The sequence below is a fragment of the Dokdonia genika genome, from assembly GCF_042652845.1.
Taxonomy (GTDB): Bacteria; Bacteroidota; Bacteroidia; order Flavobacteriales; family Flavobacteriaceae; genus Dokdonia; species Dokdonia donghaensis.
In genome coordinates, this window is the sequence record NZ_JBHSHB010000008.1 from 500,853 (window position 1) to 520,038 (window position 19,186).

Here is a 19,186-nt window from a genome sequence, read left to right on the forward strand (position 1 = left end):
AACTAGTTTATTAAACTCCCGAAGAAGATTGCGTTAAGAAAGAGTTTATTGGTACCATACCAGCTTCCTCTAAAGTTAGGATTATCTGCAAAAAGGACCACACGGCCTCTACCTTGCGGAGAAACGATAAGTGAGGCACTCTTTTTCATAAAGTCATTTAAGTTTTTATCAGATATAAATCCATCTATATGCGGTGTGTCTGTATATTGAGCAACGGTATTATATTCACTTTTTGAAGGTTGTAGCCATACGTTATTGTTCTTATAAACAGGTAGTGTGTTATATCTGTAGCCAAAAGCGAGTGGGTGTGTTAAGTCCAGATCTACCTCAAAAATGGCTCCGCCTAGACGCTCCTTACCACGATTAGGACCTTTATTTACATAAGGTTTGCGCTCTTCGGTCTTTGTGGAGTCTTCTTTCTTATCTTTTGTAAGTTTACCCGTAGCAATTTTTGATTTTATAGCCCAGCTACTCGCAGTTCCAGAAGTAATAAGAGTATTGCCTTGAGCAATCCAAGCTTTCAAGTTTTTTTGCTGTCTGTCTGATATGGCGTTGTAGTTGCCAGACACCATCACTATCGTGTTGTACTTACTTAAATCTACACGGTTAAAGTTGCTCATCATCACTTTTGTGATAGGCATATGCACACGTGTGTCAAGCAAGTGCCATACCTCTCCAGCCTCATAAGAGCTAGTACCATTACCTATAACCATAAGTGCTTTAGGAGCGTCTATTTTTTGAAAGTTTCGGCTTCCTAAATCAATTCCTTTTATGCTAAAACCAGTATTTGCCGCATAAATAGGTACTTGATATTTTTGTTGTGCAGCTGCTAGTATGTCATATACTTCATCTTCGGTCTCATCTTGACGACTTACTGGTAACAAAAGTGTACCATAATTAAAATCTCTAACACCGCTTGTAGTATTTGCTGTAAATGGTTTAAAAGCGGTGGCAAGCACGAGTCCTTCTTTTTGTAGGTAGTTAAGTAGTGCTGGTGCATTATAATCATCATAATCTATAAGGTAGGCATAGCTTGTTTTTGTAAGTGGTGCTACGCGGACTAAATTTTCTGTTGTGGTGATCTCTTTTCCTAAACTTGGTGTGCTGTTCAAACCTTTGTAACGCATATTGTAAAAGTTACCTACAGACCACGCACTTGCATCATAGTATACACTATCACGATACGTGCTATAAGTTTCAAAAAATGATTGTACCATTCTTTTTTGAGCTTGGTTAGTAGGTACTACATAACGGCCATCACCTTTATCATATAGTTTAATACGGTGCTTTAAGAGCTTATCTATAAAAGCCTTTGTTCTATTTGCATCATAAGAATCACCAAACTCGTATGCGGCTGCTTGATCTGTTTTTCCTTTCTTAAAGGCGCTTTTAAAGAACTCTTGTTGATACTCGCGTAGTCTAGCTTTGTTCTCTACAGCGGCCTTTACGGTAGCCATTCCAGATGTAAACTGGTTTCTTATTGTAAATGGAAAACTAATGGTGCCAAAATCTGTGTCTTGTAAATGACCACGGCTACTTGCTTGCTCAAAAAGTAAGGCGAGCGCTCCTTGTAAATCTGGATATGAAGATCCGTAGCCTGGGTAGGTGCCGTCAAAGGCTTCCTTTGTAAAATAAAAACTCCCTATCTCATCTAGCGCACTAGAAAAGTATGGTGCAAAAAGGTTATTGAGCTCCTCATAATTTTCCTTAGGCATAATAGGGTCTTTACTTCCTATAGGCAACATAGGCTCAAAGAAGTGTGTACTGTTTGTACCCATCTCGTGAAAATCTGTAACCACATTAGGATACCAGTTGTGATACCAGTCTAGTTTACCACGACTCTCTGGGTTAATAGCGAGTAACCAGTCTCTGTTAAGGTCAAACCAGTAGTGATTTGTCCTTCCGCGTGGCCACATTTCTGTATGCTCTGCGTCTATATTATCAGATACAAGTGGTGAGCCTTTATAACTATTTGCCCACTGTGTGTGGCGATCACGACCATCTGGGTTTATGGTAGGGTCTAAAAAGATAACACTGTTTTTACGGTAGTTTACAATATCTGGATGCTGTGATGCTACTAGTGTGTATGCGGTAAGCAATGCCGCCTCAGAACTTGATGGTTCATTACCGTGCACATTATACCCTAGTTGTATAAAAACGGGGACTTCATTATAATTAGTCACATTTTGCTTTGTGTCTACAAAGGCGAGATGTTGTTTTTTAATGTCCGGCAAGTTTGCAAGGTTTTCTGCAGTAGATATGGTGAGCATAACTAGCTTTCGGCTTTCGTGTGACTTGCCGTATTGTGCTATGGTAGCCTGGTTTGATATCTCTGCTAGTTCTTGCAAGTAAGCTACAATCTGGTCGTGGCGGGTATGTTGCTCGCCTATGTCGTACCCCAGAAACTCTGCAGGTGACGGGATGGCGGAGTCAAAAGGAGCATACTTGCCTGTAAAATAATCTTGTGCGTGTAGTTGCGGTGATAACGCTTTCGCGAAAGCGTAAAAAACCACAGTCAGTAATAGAATCTTATATTTCATTTGGATTGATTTGTACCACTAAAAATACGGAAATAATTATTGCAACATCTTTATAAAAGTACGTTTAGAATGTGCTACCTTTATTTTGTGCACGGTTTTTGATACCTGCAATATTCATTTTATACTGTATGCGCAATTTTTATTTTTTACTCCTTATTACATCTATTACTTTTGGGCAATCTGCCATTACACCAGGTATGGTGCACCCCAAGGTGAAGCAAGACCCTACTTCTGATAAAACGTATGCAATATATCTCCCTAGAGATTATGATGCACAGAGCACATATCCTGTAGTGTTTGTTTTTGATGAGAAAGGAAGGGGAGATCTCATTACACAACAGTTTTCTATAGGTGCCGCGCTCACTAGTAGTATTGTTATAGGAGCAAATTATGAGCTAGATAGCACGATAAAGCCGGCACTAAAACAGATGGAGGAGTTGATAAACCGCTCTTATGATGAGTATGCTATAGATCGTGACAAGATAATTCTTGCGGGTTTTGGCGATGCAAGTTTAGTAACGAGTACCAGCGCGCAGTTGTCTAATAGCACTTATGGTCTTATTGCGGTAGGAGATGCATTTTTAGACAAGAAGCTTCTTAGCAAAAACCCAAAACTTAAGGTGTCTATACTCTCACCAGATGAGGGTAAGCAGTTTTATAAGCTACGTGCTTATGGTACAGGATATAGCTTAGATAAATTTATAAAGGGTTACCACGTGTATGATGGAGGTGATCTGCCAGAATCTGGTTACCTGGCGACAGCGCTTACAGATATTCTAATAGACGAGGACGTAAAAGAAGAGCGCGTACAGCAATTTTATGATACAGATATGGCCTTTGCAGATTTATTGTACAAAAAGCAAAAGCACGTTTATGCATATAACTTTGTGACAGCGCTTAAAGATAAGTACAAGAAGATTCTTGATATAAACAGCCAGAAAGAACTCGCAAAGGAAATACGTTTTAATAAAGCTTTTCGCGCTAAGCGAGATAGGAGTACTGTAATTGCCTACGGAGAAGGTCTGCTAGCAGAAGATTTTAAGTATTACCTAGCAGAAGACACGCAAAAGGCGTTTTTTGATAACCTAGGCTGGTGGAGTTACCAGATGGATGAGCTAGATGTAAAAATAGATAGTACTGCAAGCAGTAAACAAGAGCGTAAGGCTGCTATACGTCTCAAAGGATTTGTACAAAACAGTGTAGAGCAGCAATATGAGATTGTAAAAGCACAAAATAGCACCCCAGAAAAACTACTTTTTGTAAATATCTTACGCACACTGGTAAACCCGTCTAACCAAGATGCGTTTATACAAGTTATAGGACTTAGTGCTCGCGAGGGTGATATTAATGCTTCTCTTTTTTATCTAGAAGAATTATTAAAATCTGGATATACAGATTATGATAATCTATATGCCATTCCTTATACAACCGCCTTACGTATAGGCCCTGAGTGGAATGAAATAATAAAAGATTACCTAGGTAAGTCTAAGTATTACTAATGCTTTGAGCTTTTTTTATAGCAGTTTTTATAGCCTCTATATTATCTGTCACCACAAAGAACTCTGAGTTTTTATTCTTTGTTTTAATGTGAATGGCTTTACCTAGACGTGTGTTAAAAAGCGTGCCGTGAGGTGTAAATCTATAGCCTATTCCCCAGAGCAATGTTGTCTTTAAGATTTTTGTACTTGCAAGGTCTAGACGGTTAGTAGCTATTTTTCTCTTAACAAGACCTATCCCAAAACTTAATATAGCTTCATCTTTTGTAATGATAATATCTAGCTTGTAAAAAAGGATAATAATCCCTGTAAAAAGCAAAGTAGTTGTTATATAAATAGCGGGACTAGCAGCAGCCTGTGCATTACTCAAATATACATTTGTAGCTGCCAGAATAACGACTACCAGTAAAAGTATAAGAATAAGGGAGCGGAAATATTGTGTCTCTTTATATAGGATGTTTTTCATAACTTTTCTTGTAATGATATGATGCAAAATAATGTAATATGTTACAGGTAATCTTTTTGTGATTATATTTTCGCCTCATAATCAGAAGGTTAACGTTGTGATTGTCATATATTCAGTTTGGCGCGATTATTGGCTGTTCATTACTATGTTGACAACTAAGTAGTAGAAGCTCAACATCACTCTTAACTATTATTACATTTATAGTAAGAGTAATTTTAAAATGTCGCCTATGGATTTTAGCCAAGAAGGAAATAGTATATCACTCACTCGCTTTGAGTCTATGTTAAAGACTAATGATGTTCTTTTTTTTGACGCAGAGGAGTTTGAGAATATTGCAAATTACTATATCGAGAGTGGTAAAATTGCGCTTGCGCGAAAAGCTGTAAAGCTTGGTCTAGAGCAGCATCCCACATCATCAAATCTTAGACTTTTTAAAGCAGAGCTTTTCATCTTTGAAAATAAGTTTGAAAAAGCCGAACAAATTCTTACAGAGCTACACGAGTTAGAACCACATAATGAAGAAGTTTTCATCCAGAAGGCAAATATTTATAGCAAACAGGATGATCACAAAAAGGCGATTTACTTACTAGAGCAGGCTATAGATCTTACTAATGACCCTGCAGATGTTTATAACCTCATAGGGATGGAATATCTTTTTATAGAAGATTTTCAGAATGCCAAGGTTAATTTTATGAAATGCCTAGAGGTAGATGATCAAGATTATAGTGCGCTTTATAATGTAATTTATTGTTTTGATTTTTTAGAGCAACATACAGAAGCTATAGATTACCTCAATATGTTTTTAAATAATAATCCTTATTGTGAAGTAGCTTGGCATCAAGTGGGTAAACAATATTTTGGACTTAAGGAGTATGAAAAAGCGCTCTCGGCCTATGATTTTGCCATTATAAGTGATGACCGTTTTGTAGGAGCATACCTTGAGAAAGGTAAAGTGCTGGAGAAATTAGGGCGTTATAATGAAGCTTTAGAAAACTACCAGATTACACTAGAGCTTGAAGATCCCACGTCTTTTGCATTACTTCGTATGGGTAAATGCTATGATAAGTTAGGAAGTGATGAACTTGCTATAAAGCACTTTGAGCGTTGTGTGCACGAAGATCCTTTACTAGATAATGGGTGGATTGCCATTACAGATTTCTATAAAAAACGTCTTAACTTTCAAAAGGCATTATATTATATAAACAAAGCGATTAATATAGATAGCGATAACGTACTTTACTGGAAACGTTATGCAAAAATTAATCACAGGCTTAAGTTTTATGAAGAGGCAGAAGAAGGGTATCGCCGTACGTTAGAACTGGGTAATTATGAACTTGAAACTTGGTTAAACAGAGCAGATATACTTTTACAACTAGGTGAACATAATGCTGCAGTTATTAATTTAACGCAGGCTATGGAGTTTTATCCAGAAAATGCCGAGGTAGCTTTTAGACTGGCAGGTCTTAACTATATACAAGGAAGTGATATACAAGGACGTTACTTTTTGAAAAATGGTCTAAAACTAGATGCCGAATTTTCTATAATTATAGATGAACTTTTTCCTTATGTGGCTGCAAAGAAGGAAGTGCGTGAGTTAATTGAGAAATATTCAAACTAGCAAATTCTAAAATTTTGTTTAAAAATAGGTGCATAAAGTGAAAGCTAGTATTTTAGCTTAGACTTTAAAAATAACCCTATGCCAAAAACTTCACTCGCTTACGTATTTGTTATCTTAAAAGGAATGGCAATGGGAGCAGCAGATGTGGTTCCCGGGGTATCTGGTGGTACCATTGCATTTATATCTGGTATCTATCAAGAACTTATAGAAACAATAGATAAACTAGACTTTGGAATTTTTAAAGTTTGGAAAAAAGAAGGGATAAAAGCTGCAATAACTCAATACAATCTTAAATTTTTAGGAAGTTTATTTTTAGGAGTAGCTATAAGTATACTCTCACTTGCTAGGGTTATATCTTATCTTTTAGAATCGTACCCTATACTAGTCTGGTCTTTTTTCTTTGGTCTTGTACTTGCAAGTATTGTTTATATAGGAAAACAAATTACAAAATGGAATGTGGCTACTATTATTGCCCTCATAGCAGGTGTTGCAGTAGCATATTTCATCACAATAGCCGTACCTACAGAAGCGCCTAACGCGTGGTGGTTTTATTTTGTTTCTGGTGGTATTGCTATTATCGCAATGATTTTACCAGGAGTTTCTGGTTCATTTATACTCGTATTACTGGGTTCTTATGGGATGGTGCTAGGCACAATTACAGATGCGCAAGATGCATTACTTACCAGAGACTGGGCCCTGCTAAGAAGTGCCATATGGAAAATTATACTTTTCGGTTTAGGCTGCATTGTGGGTCTCAAACTCTTTTCAAAAATTCTCAAATGGATGTTTGAGCATAAAAAAGAAATTACACTTGCCGTACTTACTGGTTTTATGATAGGGTCTCTTAATAAAATATGGCCTTGGAAAAAAGTATTATCTACACGCATAGATAGGCACGGAGATGAGGTTGCAGTAGAGGCAAAGAGTATACTCCCGTCGAACTTTGATGGAGATCCGCAGGTGCTATATGCAGTGACATTTGCTATTGTTGGATTTGCATTAATCTTATTGCTGGAAAGAGCTGCAGGTAAAAAGAAGGTATATGCAGACTGAGACTAGATCGCTTTCTGATAAGCTCTGGCTCGTTCTTAAAGGTCTTGCTATGGGTGCTGCAAATAAAGTTCCGGGAGTATCTGGAGGTGTTGTAGCCTATGTTGCAGGATTTTATGAAGAGTTTATTTATTCGCTCCAAAAGGTAAATGGAAAAGCTTTACGACTTCTTTTTGGAGGGCGGTTTCGTAGTTTCTGGCAATACATAAATGGACGATTTTTAGGACTCCTTATTTTAGGAATGCTCATAAGTTATTTTAGTGTTTCATTATTACTAGATCTCGCTATAAGAAATTACCCCTTGTTAGTGTGGAGTGCTTTCTTTGGTATGATAATAGGTTCTATCTATTATATAGGTAAAGATTTTGAAGAGTGGACTAATCGCAATATTGTAATGCTTATTTCGGGGGTTGTTTTTGGTGTAGCCATAAGTCTTATGGAGCCCGCACAAGAAAATGATAATCTTCTCTTTGTATTTATTTGTGGTATTATAGGTGTTTCTGGGATGACATTACCAGGCCTCTCTGGTTCCTTTATACTTATCTTATTAGGTAATTATGTACTACTGCTTGTAGATTCTGTAAACGCATTATTTGTAACGATTACAAAAACATTTTCTGGAGACTTTTCTTTTATAGATGACCCTATACATATGCGACTTCTTACAGTGCTTGCTGTTTTTGCCTTAGGCTCACTTACAGGGCTAGTGACGATATCGCACTTCTTAACTTTTTTATTAAAAAAGTTTAAATGGGCTACTAACGCTGCTATACTTGGGTTCATAATAGGTTCGCTAGGTGTTGTATGGCCTTGGAAAACAGAAGTCTTTGAGCGCGATCTATCGGGAGAGATTGCACTAGATATAAACGGAACCCCAATTTTAGATAATTACGATCGTTATTTACCCACAGCTTTTAATATAGAAAATGTGCTTGCTATATTTTTTATACTCGCTGGTATCTTTATGATTGTTGCACTAGGTAAATATGGAGAGAGAACAAGACAAGGTAAATAAATATGGCCTTTTTGGTAAGGATATAGGATATTCATTTTCTAGAGGATACTTTAAGGAAAAGTTTGATAGGCTTCAAATTAATGCACAATATGTAAATTTTGATGTGCCAGATGCTACTGCGATGCAAGAGGTACTCCTAGCAAAATCTGCCGCAGGGTATAATGTCACTATACCTTATAAACAAGATATTATTCCTTTTTTAGATAGACTTGACGCACACGCAGCCGCTATAGGTGCTGTAAATACCGTAAAGACAGAAGATGATGGCACACTTACGGGGTATAATACAGATTATATAGGTTTTAGAGATTCATTATTAGAACGTTTTGGTGAGAGTCATTTTTCTGATTTTGATGAGACAGTTCTTTCAGCATCTTCTTATAAATGTTTGATTTTAGGAACAGGAGGTGCCTCAAAGGCTGTTCATTATGCAATGCAACAGCTGGGGGTAGACTGCACTTTTGTTTCGCGAAAGCGTTCTAATAACTCATTACAATATGAAGATCTTAATGAGCAAATTATAAAGGACCACACTTTTATAGTTAATACCACACCTGTAGGAACTTTTCCAGAGGTTGAGATGGCGCCAGCGATACCGTATCAATATATAGGTGATTCTCATATAGCTTTTGATCTTATTTATAATCCTGAGCAATCTACTTTTCTTACAAAAGCATTGCAGCAAGGTGCTCAAATTATAAACGGAATTAGAATGTTAGAATTGCAAGCAGAGGCCTCTTGGAGCATCTGGAATAGCTAGCTCTAGATTATTGTCCTATGTGCGCACTAAATAGTATATTTACTTCTTATAAAATAGAACCCTAACATTGAAAGATATGTCTGAAGAGAAGAAACCTCAAGACCCAAAAGTAGAAGAACATCTAGAAGAAACAGCGCCAGCAACAGATCGCACTATGAATGATGAAATAGAAGCACTGGCTGCAGAAGCAAATGCTACAGAACTTCCAGATGACGCTGAGGTAGCATCTGAGATTGATGCAGAAGAAGTTGCTTCTCCAGATCAGGCTGCTGCAACACCAGAAACTACAGAAGTGGCACCGGCTGCTCCAGTGGTAAAAGAAATCCCTAAAAAAGACTATGCAACTCTTACAAAAGAAGAGCTTATAGAGGAGTTACAATCGCTTATTAAAAGTGAGAAAGTAACCGCTATAAAAGAACACGTAGAGGAGATAAGTACAGTTATAAATGCTCAGTTTGATAAAGAGCAAGAAGAGGCTAAGGCTGCTTTTCTAGAGGAAGGTGGTAACATTATAGATTTTAGATACTTCTCGCCACTTAAAAAGGCATATAATGAGGTATACTATGAGTATAGAAACAAGCGCCAAGAGTTTTATGAGCGTAAGCGTAAAGATCAAAATGCAAACCTTGCAGAGCGACAATCCCTTATTGATGAAGTAAAAGCTTTGCGCAATGAGCTAGGTGGGGCTGAGAGTGTAAACACGACATTTAATAAATTTAAAGAAATACAAGAGCGCTGGAATAATGCGGGTAACATACCGAGAGATCGTTATAACCTTGTGTGGAATGACTACTATTTTCACGTAGATGCGTTTTATGAACTGCTGCACCTTAACCGTGACTTTAGAGATAAACACTTTAAAGAAAACCTAGATAAAAAACTACTTCTTATAGAAAGAGCAGAGGAGCTTGGAGCAGAGCCTAACATTAATAAGGCTTTTAAAGAATTACAACTCCTACACCGTATGTGGAAGGAGGAAATAGGTCCTGTAGCACGTGAGCACAGTGACGCTATCTGGGATAAATTTAGCGCTGCTACAAAAAAAATACACGATGCTCGTGATGAAAAGCAAAAGGAGATAGAGCTCGTATGGGTGAAGAATCTTGAGACTAAAAATGATATCATAGCGCAAATTAATGAAGTAGCACAAGATGATATTAAATCTCACAAGAGCGTACAAGACAAGATTAAAAAAGTAGAAGCACTACGTGAGCAATTCTTTAAAGCAGGTAAAGTCCCAAAAGAAAATAATGAAGAAACTTGGGCATCTTTTAAAGCAGCTACAAAGCTTTTTAATCAGAAAAAGAATGGCTTCTATAAATCTCAAAAACAAGAGCAGTACGATAACCTTGCAAAAAAGCAAGAGCTTGTAAAAATAGCCGAAGAACACAAAGATAGCGATGATATAAAAGGAACGCTAGATGTGATGAAGCGCATCCAGGCAGACTGGAAAAAGGTAGGTCACGTACCACGTAAAGAAAGCGATAAGGTATGGAAGCAGTTTAAAGATGCTTGTAATCACTTTTTTGACCGTCTTAAAGATTCTAAAAAGCAGGCAAGTGCAGGCGAGCAAGAAAACTTTGATAAAAAACAGGCCTTAATGAATACTGTTAAGGAAACAAAGATGACGGGTGAGCGCACTGCAGATCTTGCGACTATTAAAGAATTTATAGACCAGTGGAAAGGTATAGGTCGTGTTCCTTATTCAAAAAAGAATATAGATCAAGACTTTAATAAAGTACTAGACGGCCTCTTTAAACAACTTGATATAGACAAGAAAGAAGCAGAGCTTATTAAGTATGAAAATCGTGTGCAAATTATGGCAGGCGGAGCAGATGACCGCGCTATAGAAAAGGAACGTTTCTTTATTAGAAAGAAAATAGATGAGACTAAAGCAGAGATTAATCAGCTAGAGAACAATCTAGGTTTCTTCCAGCACGTGGCAGACGATAACCCGATGGTAGTAGAGGTGCATAAAAACATTTCACGTCATAAAGAAGAACTTAATGTATGGACTTCAAAACTACGTAAGATAAAAACCTTAGTAGCTCAAAATCAAAAAGCTGAGGAGGAAGCAGCTGCTGCTCAAGAAGCTGCAGAAAATGCTCAAAATGAGACTTCTGAAGAAAATTCTGAAGCATAATTGTAACAATTACCCTCGTGCTTCGTCTTTATAGTATCAATCAATAAAAACAGATATTATGAAAACGCAAGCAAAAACAGCAACAGCACGAGATCCTAGACAGGGAAGAAACACCATTTTGGGGATATATGTAGTCCTCTCAACATTTTTTATTTCTGCCTACACACTGGTACAGTATTTCTCAATGTAGAGTAAATTAATTAAAATCTAAAAACACAGCCTTCATCAAGCTGTGTTTTTTCTTTTTACGCTTTCGCGAAAGCGTAATACTCCTTAGTATAATAAAACACAAAATCCGTTTCTTAATAAGAAACGGATTTTGCTCTTTCATAGCAGATTTTTATCCATCACGCTATTGTAAGGGTGAAAGACACATCATAAGTCGGTAGAAAAAAGGTGACCTTACAAAAAAATGTATATTTGATTAAAAATAATAGCAATGCGCAAACTCCTAGTATTACTCGTATTAATTACCGTCTCTGTAAGCTGTGATGGACAGAAGAAAAACAAAGCAACTACCGAGCAGGTGACTAATTATTACTTCATTCGTCACGCCGAAAAAGTGCTAAGTGATCCGTCTAATAGTAATCCAGATCTCACTCCAGAAGGAGAGGCGCGTGCAGAGCGCTGGAAAGATTTTTTTACAGATAAGGATATAGACGCTGTTTACTCTACAAACTATTTACGTACTATGCGCACGGCAGAGCCTACGGCAAAGGCAAATAGCCTAGCTATAAAAAAATATGATCCCAGAGCTTTAAATGACGAAGCTTTTAAACTTGCGACTACGGGACTTAATGTTGTGGTAGTAGGCCACAGTAATACAACACCAAACTTTGCAAATGCTGTCTACGGTGAGCCAGATGTGTTTAAAGAAATAGACGAGTCTGAGTATTTTCATCTCTACCACGTGCAGCTTGCGGGCGAAGGTAAAGACCTGGTTAAGAAAAAAGAAGTGCTAGTCATAGACTAGCAAGCAGGACAACTAGATACCTCCACATCTTCTAGTTCAATAATGCTAAGTAAACCAAGACTATTTTTTTCATAAAGTGCATCTAGTGTTTGCAATGGTGGATACTGCTCTTCTGGCTTGTAATTGCGATAATCTACAAAGCGTATGCCGTTTATAATACGCTCATTGTAAGCCTCTCTAAAACGTGTCCCACCTTCTGATGTTTGGTAATTATATGCAAGATAGTCTACCGTGTAGCGGTTTTTGTGTATCCAGTACATATACTCATCTTGAAAATCTTCACCACCACCTTCTTGGGCAAAAGTTACCTTGATGCGGTAGTAAGGCTCTCCTTTTACAATGCTTTCATCTACAAGTGATTTACGCACCGCTGGGTCATTAAGGCCATAAGGTAATACAGAAAAGTAGTGTACAGAATTTACACTATTTGCATAGCGATTTTTCATACTATCTGGAAGGGTTGTAGGTGCGCTTTCGCGAAAGCGTACAAACTCTCCATTATTTTTTATAACATCCTGTTGTACTTGACAAGCGGCGTCTGTGCAACGTTCTAATGTTCTCAATCCGTCTTTTCTAGTAGCTCTGTAGTAATACTTTCTAAATTTAAAATGTATGCTAGAGTTTGCAATTACCTCACCACCAGATGCGGCGATTGCCTTATCGACAATCTCTTGTGCAGTAGGCGCTGGCGTTGTACAACTTGTAGCAAGTAGTAATAAAAAAGCGATATAAAATAATCTGTGCATAGTGTTAGTTATATGGAGGATATAGTCGAGGAACAATGGATGTGCTTACATTTATATGAAAGGGATACAAAAATACAATCCATAATTTTAAAAGTGCTTAAGACGAGCTGTGCATTAGGATTTTTTAAGACTGTAAATGATTATTAATCGTGTAACATTGTATCTTTGTAAGAATGTCAAATACGGTAAACATAAAGAACAGAAAAGCTCGTTTTGAATACGAGATACTTGATAGGCTCGTTGCAGGTATTGTACTTGCTGGTACAGAGATTAAGGCTATAAGAGAGGGTAAAGCCTCTATAGCCGAGAGTTTTTGTGAGTTTAATGATCAAGGGGAGATGTTTGTAATTAATATGACCGTACAAGAGTACTCACACGCTACTTACTTTAATCATAACCCTAAGAGTGAGCGCAAGTTACTTCTTAACAAGCGCGAACTTAAAAAATGGGAGCGTGAGGTTAATAAATCTGGTCTTACTATTGTACCCTTAAGACTTTTTACAAATGAGAAGGGTTTTGCAAAACTCGAGATTGCACTAGCTAAGGGTAAGAAAACGTACGACAAGCGCGAGACCATTAAGGATCGTGACAACAAGAAAAATCTTGATAGAATTAAAAAGGCTTTTAATAATTAACGACCGCGGTTAAGAGTTTAACAATTTGTTGGGCAGCTCTTTATAAATTTCTAGCTTTTTTTGAGTTAGAAATATTCTTATGGTCATTAGACTTTTTGTTCTCTTTTTATGCTGTGCTCAGGTATGCCTTGCCCAGTTCCCACTATCTACCCAAGGAGAGGTAAGAATAGGCGACTTTAAACTAGAAGACGCACACGTAAATAATCTTAACTCGCAACAAAGTATTACTACAGATAGTGATGGTCGTTTTGTGATGGCTGTAAATAAAGGTGACGTTTTACTTGTCACTCACTTAAGTGCCAGAGATCAATATGTTGTAATATTTGAAGAGCTGGCATCAAATCCCTTTTTAAGTATAATACTCAAAGAAAAAGAGAACACCCTTGATGAAGTCGTTTTAAATAGTAGTGATAAAATCACCGTTCAAAGCGTGGGGATTATACAAGGAGAGCGCCCCATCCCCACCACAAATGAGCGTAGGCTACAAACTGCTGGTGATTTTAAACCAGTTCATCTACTTGGTCTTCTAGGGGGGAGTCTGCAGCTGGATCCTATTATAAATGCTATAAGCGGTCGTACCAAAAGACTCAAAAAATATGTAGCTATAGATAAAGAAATAGCAGCTTATGACCTTATGATGGAAAAATATACACAGTTTTTGAGAGAACGTTTTGAGCTTACAGAAGATGAGCTTAAACAGTTTATAAATTACCTGGTAGACCTACCAGAGTTTCAAAGTAAAGCGCATCAAGAAAATGAGTTGCAGGTACAGCTTTGGCTCTGTGAGCAGTATCTTAGGCTTGTAAAAGAGTAAACATTTTATCAAATCAAAAATCAGCATATGCGTACACATTACTTTATCATTTTCCTAACACTGTTGTCATCAACCCTCACAGCCCAAATTACAGGTGTTGTGACAAGCCAAAATGGAGAGCAACTCCCATTTGTAAACGTATACATAGAAAACTCAAATAGAGGAACTACTACAAATGGTGATGGGGCTTACGAGCTCCTTCTAGAAAGAGAAGATCAAGGTAAGGAGATGGTCGTGGTTTTTCAATTTTTAGGTTTTGAGACCATCACACGTACGGTAGAGATAGGGTCGCCACAAGTAGTCTTAGACATTGTAATGACAGAGGCAACAACCTCTCTAGATGAAGTTATAGTTGAAGCAGGTGTCAACCCTGCCGACAGAATAATACGTGCAACCATAGCAAACCGAAAGAAGAATCTTGACGTCATAGGGGAGTATACTGCAAAGTTTTACTCTCGTGGACTATGGCAAGTACAAGATGCTCCAGATAAAATACTAGGGCAAGAAGTAGGTGACCTGGGTGGTGGTCTAGACTCCACACGTACTGGTATTATCTATCTTAGTGAGACTATATCAGATATAAAATACCAGCGTCCAGATAACTTTAGTGAGGTTATTGTGGCAAGTAAGGTAAGTGGTGATGATAACGGTTTTAGCTTTAATACCGCTAGTGATGCAAATTTTTCTTTTTATGAAAATACATTAAATCTCAATGCTCAGATCGTATCACCCATCGCTTCAAATGCGTTTGCTTATTACAAATACACCCTAGAAGGTACCTTTTATGAAAACAACCAGCTCATAAATAAGGTAACGGTAACACCTAGACGTGTTAATGACCGTGTGTTTACAGGCACAATTTATATAGTAGAAGATAGCTGGCAATTGTACGGTGTAGATTTACATACAGATGGTGCCGCTATACAAGTGCCTTTTATAGAATCTCTTAATTTTAAACAGAATTTTAAATATGAGGACGAGCTTAAGCAGTGGGTAAAAATATCTCAGGTCATAGATTTTAGTTTTGGATTTTTAGGGCTTAAAGGTGACGGGAGATTTACAGCTGCTTACTCAGATTATAATTTTAATCCGGCATTTAGCAAAGACTCTTTTTCGGCAGAGATCTTGTCTTTTTCTCAAAATGCAAATAAAAAAGACAGTACCTTCTGGGATCAAAGACGCCCAGTACCACTCACACTGCTAGAGCAAGAAGATTATGTGAAAAAGGATAGCATACAAGTCATTAGAAAATCAAAGAAGTACCTAGATAGTATAGATGCACGTGGTAACCGTTTTAAGATAACTTCACCTATTTTTGGGTATGATTATACAGACACATATAATAGATGGAGAGTGGGAGTTTCTTCACCTTTACAGGCTATTCAGTACAATACCGTACAGGGCTGGAATGGTAGCCTGCAAGCCAGTTATTCAAACTGGAGCGATGATGATTATACAAAGACTTTTTACGCTTTCGCGAAAGCGAACTACGGCTTTTCTGAAGACCAACTACGTTATACCTTAGGAGTCACAAGGCGTTTTAATAGAACAAATAGGGCAGTGGTGAGCCTTACAGGAGGTGTAGATTTAGAACAGTTTAATAACGCCGAACCTATACGCCCTATATTTAATACTGCATACTCACTCCTTAGAGAGAAAAATTTTGCTAAGTATTATGAAAAAGAATTTGCACAAATAGGCTACGGGCAAGAGCTTGTTAATGGTTTACGAGTAAATGCAATTCTAGCTTATGAGAAACGTAACCCCGTTTTTAATACGACAGACCAAACATTTTTTCCTAGTGATGACCGCGAGTTTACCAGCAATAATCCTCTAGCTCCATCAAGTAACGGGAGTGCTGCAATCACAACACATCGCATAGGGAAGTTTTTTTCAAGTGCAACGATAAACTTTGGGCAAAAATATTATAGTTACCCTAGCGGAAAGTTTAATGTACAGTCTGAAAGATATCCAGCTATAACGCTAGTATATGAGAAAGGCTTTGGAGCCTCGGTAGCTGATTATAATTTTGATCAATTACGCATTGTTGCTCAGCAAGAGTTTAATGTGGGTAATAAAGGTAGGTTATCATATGATTTGCGTGCAGGGACATTTTTGGGCACTGGAGATGAGATAAGCTTTGTAGATAGGCAGCATTTTAATGGTAATGAGACCGTGCTTTTTGAGCCTGGTGCTATAAATAGGTTTAACGTCTTGCCATATTATGAGCGCAGTACAAATACCGGTTACTTTGAGGCACACGCAGAGCACAATTTTAAAGGTTGGATTCTAGGTAAAATACCAGGTATAAATAAACTCAATTTTAACCTTGTAGCCGGTGCACACCTTTTAAGTACTCAAGAACAAAGACTGTATCGTGAGTTTAATGTAGGTTTAAGCAATGTAGGCTGGGGTAAATTTAGATTACTGCGTGTAGACTACGTTTATGGACAAGGTGCACTAGGAGGAAATAAGGGTACTTTTCTTATAGGCTTGAGTCTATAATTTATTCTGGAAATATAATACTCTCATAGGCACCTATATCTGGAGCCAGTGTTCTGTTAGTCCCAATAATATCTGTAGGAACTGCATTTGCAGCGCTCTGTAAACCAAAACCGTTACCAGCAGTATTTTCACCTACTTGTAACATATTTTCTGTAGGGAGTAAAAAGTCTGGGTCTTCACTACGTATGATATCTTGATATAAATTTACATTTGTAAAATCATAAAGTGGCTCCCCTATAAAGTCACCAAAAACATCATCAAATCGTATTTGTGAGTTTGTAAATTTAAAATTAAAAGTAGCGTCGTTATCTTGGTTAAAGCCTATTTCTTCCCCTTGATTACCGTACACTATACAATTAGTAAAATTAGCTTGAGCAAGGTCTCCTACAAGTAAGGTTTCTTGCGTTTGTAAGGTGTTGTCTAAAAATACAGCAGGCGTATCTCTAAAGCTTTGCGTCCAGTAGTTTGCAAAGGTACAGTGCGTAAAATTGTAAATACCGCCCAGTTGTACCAGCATAGAGAACTGCCCGCAGTTGTTAATTACCGTATTTGAAGCCTCAACAGAGGTAAATCTATTAAGTAAGCCTACAGCAGAGGCGTTGTAAATTTGGGTATTTGTGAGTGTAAGACTAGCTCCAGAAGCATTTGGTGAAGCCTCATTAAGTATTCCCACAGTAGCATTTTTTATGGTGGTATAGTTAATTGTGTTATTTACACTACCATCTGTAAGTAATATAGTTCCCCACTGGCCAGGCACGTTAGAAAATGCGGGCTCTAGTCTATCACTTTCAAAAATCACTTCATTCTCTAGCGCTATGGGATCTGCGCTTAGTGCACCATTTATAGCTAGTGTTGCATTATCTGCTATGAGTAAACCACTATCTGCGTGAAAATGCACTCTGGCTCCAGCTTCTATCGTTAAGGTTTTTGCTGTTGTTCCGTCTGGATCACCTACAGCCATATAACCGTATATTACGTAAGGTTTATCATTTGTAAAAGTAAGTTCGTCATCCATAAGGTAACGTCCTTCAAGTGTAGTTTCTACATTATTTACAGTAAGTGTTTCAACCATACCTGTAGCACCGTCACGCTCCGGAAATAGAAAAATGGCATCCTTTACAAGCGTTACGAGTTCTACATTTTGTGATGTACCCACGCTATTAAATTCAATAGCGTCTGTATATAAAAACTCATCAGAGGCATTGCCTACTTCATTGATATCTAAGGTAGTCTCTACAAACACAAAAATACTGTCGTTTGCGAGAATTTCTACCTCTTCAAATTCTTTACCAGCCACACCGTCTACATTAAGTCTATAGTCTGAGTCTTGACCACGACCTAGTCGTACAGATGGTATAGAGATTGCCTCATCACTGCGATTATACACCTTAAGGTTATACGTGCTAGAGCCTATGTTTGTAAACACCGTATCAAGAAAAATGGTATCTCTTGAGAATTCTAGATTACCTGTACTAGGAGTGGTTTCAAAATCATTACGGCAAGAGCTTACCGTAATTATACCGGCAAGCGCAATAAGAAAGTAGAGACTGCGCATTAAGTTATAGTTTGTAACAAATATAACTTTTTAAGAGCGGTGTCATTGCTTCTTGTTTTGTTTCTTTTTACCCTTTCTTTTTTTACGTAATTTTTTGTTGAAGGACTTATAATCTTGAATTTTAATTCTGCCAGCAACAACAACTTCTTCTTCTAGAATTTCACGTTTAAGGTTAACAATAATTTCCTTTTGTGAATTAATAAGAATTTTTTGTGTCTTGAAGCCTGATGAAAAATAAACTAAAGTCTCGCCAGCTCGTGTCTTTAAAGAGTAATTTCCATTACAATCAGTCATAGTTCCTTTAGTAGTTCCCTGAACAAGCACATATGCCTCAGCAAGTAGTTTATCATCACCTCTTACTTTTCCTTTAATTGTAATAAGTTTCTGCGGTGTATTTTGCTTTCGCGAAAGCGTACCTATACCCAAACTATCATATTTTTTTACAGGAAGTTCTACCGGTGCAATATCGCCCATAATTATAGTCTCAGGTGTAGTCTGTCCAGATGCCTCTGTAACCGAAAGCATTGCCATAGGGACAAGCAGTGCCGCTGCTGCTTGAGCAAAGCTCCTGCCTTTATCACGCGTTGCATAGATAGGCGTATCGAGCTGGTCTTTTCTAAACCGACCACAAAGATGATTGCCTTTTGTGACGCGTTTATACAGGGCATCCTTAGTAAAGGCTGTAAAGTCTACAACCTCTTTACTGCATACAGCGCAGTGTTTACCTTGCTGTACAGGTGTCATTTTTGCCCAGTCTTCGTGACAAGGTTTTGGGATGGTGATGGCGATAGGCTTTTTCATAATATCTTGATTAACTGATGTAAATCTAGTTAATCAAGCACCTTGCCAGTATCGTAAATGAGTAAACGG

16 protein-coding genes are annotated in these 19,186 nt (G+C 37.6%); 11 read left to right on the top strand and 5 right to left on the bottom strand.

Annotated elements, in window-relative coordinates; translation table 11 throughout:
* Positions 1 to 2 precede the first annotated feature (2 nt).
* Positions 3 to 2,540: a M14 family zinc carboxypeptidase gene (locus ACFO5T_RS06280; RefSeq protein WP_380032908.1), complete on the bottom strand. Its 2,538-nt coding sequence runs from the start codon at positions 2,538 to 2,540 to the stop codon at positions 3 to 5.
* Between the two features lie 128 nt (positions 2,541 to 2,668).
* On the opposite strand from ACFO5T_RS06280, the gene ACFO5T_RS06285 reads away from it, so the two are divergent.
* Positions 2,669 to 4,039, top strand: coding sequence for a hypothetical protein (locus ACFO5T_RS06285; protein WP_380032910.1), 1,371 nt, complete (start codon positions 2,669 to 2,671; stop codon positions 4,037 to 4,039).
* Here the strand turns inward: ACFO5T_RS06285 and ACFO5T_RS06290 are convergent.
* Positions 4,026 to 4,502 (bottom strand): hypothetical protein, encoded by a 477-nt coding sequence (locus tag ACFO5T_RS06290; protein WP_380032912.1) that lies wholly within the window; start codon positions 4,500 to 4,502, stop codon positions 4,026 to 4,028. The genes ACFO5T_RS06285 and ACFO5T_RS06290 overlap by 14 nt on opposite strands.
* A 229-nt stretch (positions 4,503 to 4,731) precedes the next feature.
* Between ACFO5T_RS06290 and ACFO5T_RS06295 the strand changes: the two genes are divergently transcribed.
* The 7 genes from ACFO5T_RS06295 to ACFO5T_RS06325 all read left to right on the top strand — a co-directional run bounded on the left by ACFO5T_RS06295 (position 4,732) and on the right by ACFO5T_RS06325 (position 12,061).
* Positions 4,732 to 6,120, top strand: a complete 1,389-nt coding sequence (locus ACFO5T_RS06295) for a tetratricopeptide repeat protein (protein WP_380032914.1) — start codon at positions 4,732 to 4,734, stop codon at positions 6,118 to 6,120.
* A gap of 78 nt (positions 6,121 to 6,198) precedes the next feature.
* Positions 6,199 to 7,173 carry a DUF368 domain-containing protein gene (locus ACFO5T_RS06300; RefSeq protein ID WP_380032916.1) on the top strand — a complete coding sequence of 325 codons (975 nt, stop codon included), beginning with the start codon at positions 6,199 to 6,201 and terminating at the stop codon, positions 7,171 to 7,173.
* The gene (locus tag ACFO5T_RS06305) at positions 7,163 to 8,185 is read left to right on the top strand and encodes a DUF368 domain-containing protein (protein WP_380032918.1); all 1,023 of its coding nucleotides are present in this window, start codon (positions 7,163 to 7,165) and stop codon (positions 8,183 to 8,185) included. The genes ACFO5T_RS06300 and ACFO5T_RS06305 overlap by 11 nt, the downstream gene beginning before the upstream one ends.
* Positions 8,157 to 8,945, top strand: a complete 789-nt coding sequence (locus ACFO5T_RS06310) for a shikimate dehydrogenase family protein (protein WP_380032920.1) — start codon at positions 8,157 to 8,159, stop codon at positions 8,943 to 8,945. The genes ACFO5T_RS06305 and ACFO5T_RS06310 overlap by 29 nt, the downstream gene beginning before the upstream one ends.
* Positions 8,946 to 9,021: 76 nt before the next feature.
* Positions 9,022 to 11,088, top strand: coding sequence for a DUF349 domain-containing protein (locus ACFO5T_RS06315; RefSeq protein ID WP_375252200.1), 2,067 nt, complete (start codon positions 9,022 to 9,024; stop codon positions 11,086 to 11,088).
* Between the two features lie 58 nt (positions 11,089 to 11,146).
* Positions 11,147 to 11,278, top strand: a complete 132-nt coding sequence (locus ACFO5T_RS06320) for a hypothetical protein (protein ID WP_262485472.1) — start codon at positions 11,147 to 11,149, stop codon at positions 11,276 to 11,278.
* Between the two features lie 249 nt (positions 11,279 to 11,527).
* Positions 11,528 to 12,061, top strand: a complete 534-nt coding sequence (locus ACFO5T_RS06325; protein WP_380032922.1) for a SixA phosphatase family protein — start codon at positions 11,528 to 11,530, stop codon at positions 12,059 to 12,061.
* Here the strand turns inward: ACFO5T_RS06325 and ACFO5T_RS06330 are convergent.
* Positions 12,058 to 12,807 (bottom strand): DUF6503 family protein, encoded by a 750-nt coding sequence (locus tag ACFO5T_RS06330; protein WP_380032924.1) that lies wholly within the window; start codon positions 12,805 to 12,807, stop codon positions 12,058 to 12,060. The two genes, ACFO5T_RS06325 and ACFO5T_RS06330, sit on opposite strands and share 4 nt — an antisense overlap.
* Positions 12,808 to 12,980: 173 nt before the next feature.
* On the opposite strand from ACFO5T_RS06330, the gene smpB reads away from it, so the two are divergent.
* From smpB to ACFO5T_RS06345, 3 genes are all read left to right on the top strand, one after another.
* Positions 12,981 to 13,442, top strand: coding sequence for an SsrA-binding protein SmpB (gene smpB, locus ACFO5T_RS06335; RefSeq protein ID WP_021778605.1), 462 nt, complete (start codon positions 12,981 to 12,983; stop codon positions 13,440 to 13,442).
* A 79-nt stretch (positions 13,443 to 13,521) separates the two neighbouring features.
* Positions 13,522 to 14,256 (top strand): peptidase associated/transthyretin-like domain-containing protein, encoded by a 735-nt coding sequence (locus tag ACFO5T_RS06340; RefSeq protein WP_380032927.1) that lies wholly within the window; start codon positions 13,522 to 13,524, stop codon positions 14,254 to 14,256.
* Positions 14,257 to 14,283: 27 nt separating this feature from the next.
* Positions 14,284 to 16,761, top strand: coding sequence for a DUF5686 and carboxypeptidase regulatory-like domain-containing protein (locus tag ACFO5T_RS06345; RefSeq protein WP_380032929.1), 2,478 nt, complete (start codon positions 14,284 to 14,286; stop codon positions 16,759 to 16,761).
* Between the two features lies 1 nt (position 16,762).
* Here the strand turns inward: ACFO5T_RS06345 and ACFO5T_RS06350 are convergent, their stop codons facing one another.
* Entirely contained in the window at positions 16,763 to 18,316 is a 1,554-nt protein-coding gene (locus ACFO5T_RS06350) for a hypothetical protein (RefSeq protein ID WP_380032931.1), read from the bottom strand.
* Between the two features lie 42 nt (positions 18,317 to 18,358).
* Positions 18,359 to 19,117 carry a carboxypeptidase-like regulatory domain-containing protein gene (locus tag ACFO5T_RS06355; RefSeq protein WP_380032933.1) on the bottom strand — a complete coding sequence of 253 codons (759 nt, stop codon included), beginning with the start codon at positions 19,115 to 19,117 and terminating at the stop codon, positions 18,359 to 18,361.
* Positions 19,118 to 19,186: the final 69 nt, after the last annotated feature.